Here is a 4130-nt window from a genome sequence, read left to right as displayed (position 1 = left end):
GGATGCACAGCGGCGCGCTTATGGTGCCGGGGCGGGCTCCGCCGGGGCAGGGGCGGGCACGGCGGAACCGGGCGCGGCGCCAGTGGCGCAGACATTGGTCAGGTCGTTGTAGCGCGCGACGATCCAGCCGGGCGCGTCGGTCGGGATGGCGCTGTCGATCGAGGCCTGGAAATTCGCGAACACCTTCGCGGTGCGGGAATTGTCGATCGCCGCGACCGACTGGTTGGCCAGCGCCCGGTCGTAGACGATGAAGGCGACCGCGATCAGCAGGATGCCGCGCACCACGCCGAACAGGAAGCCGAGCGCCTGGTCGATGCCGCCAAGCGCCGAGCGCTGCACGATAGAGGCGAAGAGCGGCGTGAACAGGGCCGCGACGATCAGTCCGATGGCGAAGACACCGGCGAAGGCTGCGACGACGGAAAGCTCGCAGCTGTCGGCGAGGAATTCGCCCACTTTCGGCAATTCGCGCACGATGGGCATGGCGGCGGGGGCGAAGAGGAAGGCCACCACCGCGGCGCCGATCCAGCCGAGGATCGCCATCCCCTCGCGCACGATGCCGCGCGAATAGGCGAGCACCGCCGAGAGCAGGATGATCAGCGCGGCGATGCCGTCGATCCAGGTGAAATTGTCCATTCCGCTCTCCTTGCGCCCGGGGGGATCAGCCCGCCCCGAACATCTCGCCGGTAAAGGCCGCCAGATCGGCCATCCCCCGCAGCTTCATGCCGCCCGCCGCGCCGGGTTTCGATCCCTTCGGCAGCGCCGCCTGTGTGAAACCAAGTTTCGCGGCCTCTTTCAACCTGTTTTCGGTCTGGGCCACCGGGCGCAAAGCGCCGGAGAGCGAGATTTCCCCGAAAAGCACCATGTCGCGCGGGATCGCCACATCCTCGCGCGCGCTGAGAAGCGCGGCTGCGACGGCGAGGTCTGCCGCCGGTTCCGTCACCCGCAGCCCGCCCGCGACGTTCAGGAACACGTCGAGCCCGGTGAAGGGGATGCCCACCCGCGCCTCCAGCACAGCAAGGATGGTGGAGAGCCGGCCCGAATCGAGGCCGACCACCGTGCGCCGGGGTGTGCCGAGCGGCGAGGGCGCGACCAGCGCCTGGATCTCGGTCAGCACGGGGCGGGTGCCCTCGATCCCGGCAAAGACCGCGGACCCCGGGGCGGGCGCATCGCGCGACGACAGGAACAGCGCCGAGGGGTTGGCGACCTCGGCCAGACCCGCCCCGGTCATCTCGAAGACGCCGATCTCGTCGGCGGGGCCGAAGCGGTTCTTCACCGCGCGTAAGATGCGGAACTGATGGCCGCGCTCGCCCTCGAAATAGAGAACGGTATCGACCATATGCTCGACCACCCGGGGCCCGGCGATCTGGCCCTCCTTAGTGACATGGCCGACGATGATCACCGCGACGCCGCGGCGTTTGGCGAAGCTCACCAGCTCATGCGCGGTGGCACGGACCTGGGAGACCGAGCCGGGAGCGGCCTCGACGGTGTCGAGCCACATGGTCTGGATCGAATCGATGATCGCGAGGGCGGGGCGCTCGGCGTCAAGCGTGGTCAGGATGTCCCTCAGCGCGGTCTCGGTGCCAAGCTGCACCGGCGCGTCCTTCAGCCCGAGGCGCTGCGCCCGCATCCGCACCTGGGCCGAGGCCTCCTCGCCCGAGATGTAAAGGCATTTCAGCCCGCGCCGGGCGAAACTCGCCGCCGCCTGCAACAGAAGCGTGGATTTGCCGATCCCCGGATCACCGCCGACAAGGATTGCCGAGGCCGGCACCAGCCCGCCGCCGAGCACCCGGTCAAGCTCCGCCATGCCCGAGCCCGCGCGCGGCGGCGGCTCCTCCTCGGTCGCCAGATCCGAGAGCGGGATCTGCCGCCCCCTCGGTCCGAGCGGCTTCGGCCCGGCGGAGAGCGGCGCCTCCTCGATGATGGAATTCCAGGCGCCGCAGGCGTCGCAACGCCCGGCCCATTTGCGGTGGGTCGCACCGCAGGCGGTGCAGGTATAGGTCGGGGCCTTGCTCATGCGTCTTTGGCTAACACCAGCGGCGCGGCGCCAGCAAGCCCCGGGTTTCGCGGCAGCGCCCCTGACCGCCCGCGCAGAGGGGCGCTGCCCCGTCTTCGCAAGCGAAGACTCCCCGGGGTATTTAAGTCAGGGTGAAAGGGCTTTCATCCTGACTTAAATACCCCCGCCGGAGGCATCCGCCGTGTGGGGGAGGCGAGCGATGGTCAGGAGGGCGCCAGCCCCCAGGCGTCTGCCGTCAGCGCGAGCGAGCGGCGCCGCGCCCCGGGGTCGAAAATATCGCTGACGATGATGAATTCATCGGCCTGGGTGCGGGCCCGAAGGGCGTCGAGCCCGGCTTTCACCTCGCCCGGATCGCCCACCACCGAACAGGCGAGCATCGCGCCGACGCGGGCCTTTTCCACCGGTGTCCACCAGGCATCGATGTCTTCGATCGGCGGCTGCGACAACCCGCGGGCGCCGCGGAAGATGCCGGTGAAGCTCATCTGCTGGGTGGTGAACAGGCGGCGGGCTTCGGCGGAGGTATCGGCGCAGATCACGTTCACCCCCACCATCGCATGCGGCGCGCGGGCGTGGGACGAGGGTTTGAACCGTGCGCGGTAAAGCTGAAGCGCCTCGTCCAGCAGATCGGGCGCGAAATGCGAGGCGAAGGCATAGGGCAGGCCCAGTTCCGCCGCCAGCATCGCGCCGAACTGGGACGAGCCGAGCATCCAGAACGCGACCTCCGCCCCCGCCGCGGGCCAGGCCCGGATATAGCCGGGCTCGTCGGCGCGGGCGAACCAGTGCATCAGTTCCATCACGTCCTGCGGGAAACGCTCGGCGGCGCCCGGCGGCGTGCGGATCGCCTGGAGCGTCGCCTGATCGGTGCCCGGCGCGCGCCCCAGCCCCAGATCGACCCGGCCCGGAAACAGCGCAGCCAATGTGCCGAACTGTTCGGCGATCACATAGGGCGCATGGTTGGGCAGCATGATCCCGCCCGAGCCGATGCGGATCCGCTGCGTCCCCTGGCCCGCATGGGCCAGCACCACCGAAGTCGCCGCCGAGGCGATGCTTTCCATATTGTGATGCTCGGCCACCCAGTAGCGGTTGAACCCCAGCCGGTCGGCGTGGCGCGCGATGGCCTGGGCCTCCGTCAGTGCGTCTTCGGGGCCGAAGCCCTCGCGCACCCGCACCAGATCGAGCAAGGACAGTGGGATGGGATCAGCTTGCATGGAGACGGCCTTCGGTTCGGAGGGAGATCAGCACCGAGGTAAGCACGCAGCCGGTGAAAAGCCATAGCCCCCAGGCGGTTTCGACCGTGACCCAGCCCGCGCCGCGCGCGATCACCACGTAAAGCGCGATCAGGAACACGTCCGCCATGGCGAGCTTCCCGAGGAATTGCAGCACGGGCAGCAGTTTCGGCGACATCAGCCCGAAATGCAGCAGCGAAAGGCCCAGCGTCTTGGCATAGGGCGCAAAGACCGCAAGGAAGGTGACCAGCAGCGCCAGCGCCGGATCCGCGCCCCAGAGCGATTGCAGCCCGGTGAGGACGGAAATCTCGTCCATCCCGAACACCGGCAGCATCGCGGCGCGCAGCATGGGGGCGAACCAGGCGACGGGGAAAAGGATCAGAAGCGAGAGGTTCAGGAGCCGCATGAGCCCCGGCGTGGCACCGGCGGCCGCCCGGGTCAAGAGGGGGCGCCGCCCCCGTCCCCGTTCCGGGGACTCCCCCGGAGTATTTAAGTCAAGGTGAAAGCGGCAGGGGGTTGATGCGGCGGTTTCCGGCGGATGGGCTTGGGGAGCGCGCGGCTTTGGAGAGCTGAAAGGCGAGCGGCGTTAAGGTATTCCGTCCTGCCCGCGCGTCCGGCGGGCAGGATGACGGGCCGCCCGGGTGCGCATGCTTTATCGGCTGGCTGGATATGTGCGCGGAGACGGAAGCGGCTCTCGGTCACTGGCGATGCCCGGGGGATGCGCGCCCGTCCTGCGAGGCTCTCCCGCACGCCACCCCTGCCGGAGGCGCCGCGCGCTGGTTTTCATCCTGACCCAAATACCCCCGCCGGAGGCATCCGCCGCCGGCTCCGGGGGCGGGCGGTCAGCCTCTCGGGTCCGGGCGTTCGGGGCGGACGGGGCTGCGCTCCGC

Annotated in this window: 4 protein-coding genes; all 4 read right to left on the bottom strand. The window is 69.5% G+C overall.

Features of this window, described 5'->3' with window-relative positions; translation table 11 throughout:
* Positions 1-18: 18 nt before the first annotated feature.
* The 4 genes from XINFAN_RS18935 to XINFAN_RS18920 all read right to left on the bottom strand — a co-directional run bounded on the left by XINFAN_RS18935 (position 19) and on the right by XINFAN_RS18920 (position 3646).
* The gene (locus XINFAN_RS18935; RefSeq protein ID WP_124088424.1) at positions 19-633 is read right to left on the bottom strand and encodes a CvpA family protein; all 615 of its coding nucleotides are present in this window, start codon (positions 631-633) and stop codon (positions 19-21) included.
* Between the two features lie 25 nt (positions 634-658).
* Positions 659-2014, bottom strand: a complete 1356-nt coding sequence (radA, locus tag XINFAN_RS18930) for a DNA repair protein RadA (RefSeq protein ID WP_124088423.1) — start codon at positions 2012-2014, stop codon at positions 659-661.
* 203 nt (positions 2015-2217) lie between these two features.
* A complete protein-coding gene (locus XINFAN_RS18925; protein ID WP_124088422.1) occupies positions 2218-3222 on the bottom strand; it encodes an LLM class flavin-dependent oxidoreductase in 1005 nt (334 codons plus the stop codon).
* The gene (locus XINFAN_RS18920; RefSeq protein ID WP_124088425.1) at positions 3212-3646 is read right to left on the bottom strand and encodes a paraquat-inducible protein A; all 435 of its coding nucleotides are present in this window, start codon (positions 3644-3646) and stop codon (positions 3212-3214) included. The genes XINFAN_RS18925 and XINFAN_RS18920 overlap by 11 nt, the downstream gene beginning before the upstream one ends.
* Positions 3647-4130: the final 484 nt, after the last annotated feature.

It is taken from the genome of Pseudogemmobacter humi, from assembly GCF_900609055.1.
GTDB classification, from domain to species: Bacteria; Pseudomonadota; Alphaproteobacteria; order Rhodobacterales; family Rhodobacteraceae; genus Pseudogemmobacter; species Pseudogemmobacter humi.
Note: the sequence above shows the minus strand (reverse complement) of the source record. Positions and strands in the feature narration are given on the sequence as shown.

Excerpts from the sequence above, each read along its gene's own strand:
- XINFAN_RS18935 (WP_124088424.1), bottom strand. The coding sequence starts at position 633 with ATGGACAATTTCACCTGGATCGACGGCATCGCCGCGCTGATCATCCTG.
- radA (WP_124088423.1), bottom strand. The coding sequence starts at position 2,014 with ATGAGCAAGGCCCCGACCTATACCTGCACCGCCTGCGGTGCGACCCAC.
- XINFAN_RS18925 (WP_124088422.1), bottom strand. The coding sequence starts at position 3,222 with ATGCAAGCTGATCCCATCCCACTGTCCTTGCTCGATCTGGTGCGGGTG.
- XINFAN_RS18920 (WP_124088425.1), bottom strand. The coding sequence starts at position 3,646 with ATGCGGCTCCTGAACCTCTCGCTTCTGATCCTTTTCCCCGTCGCCTGG.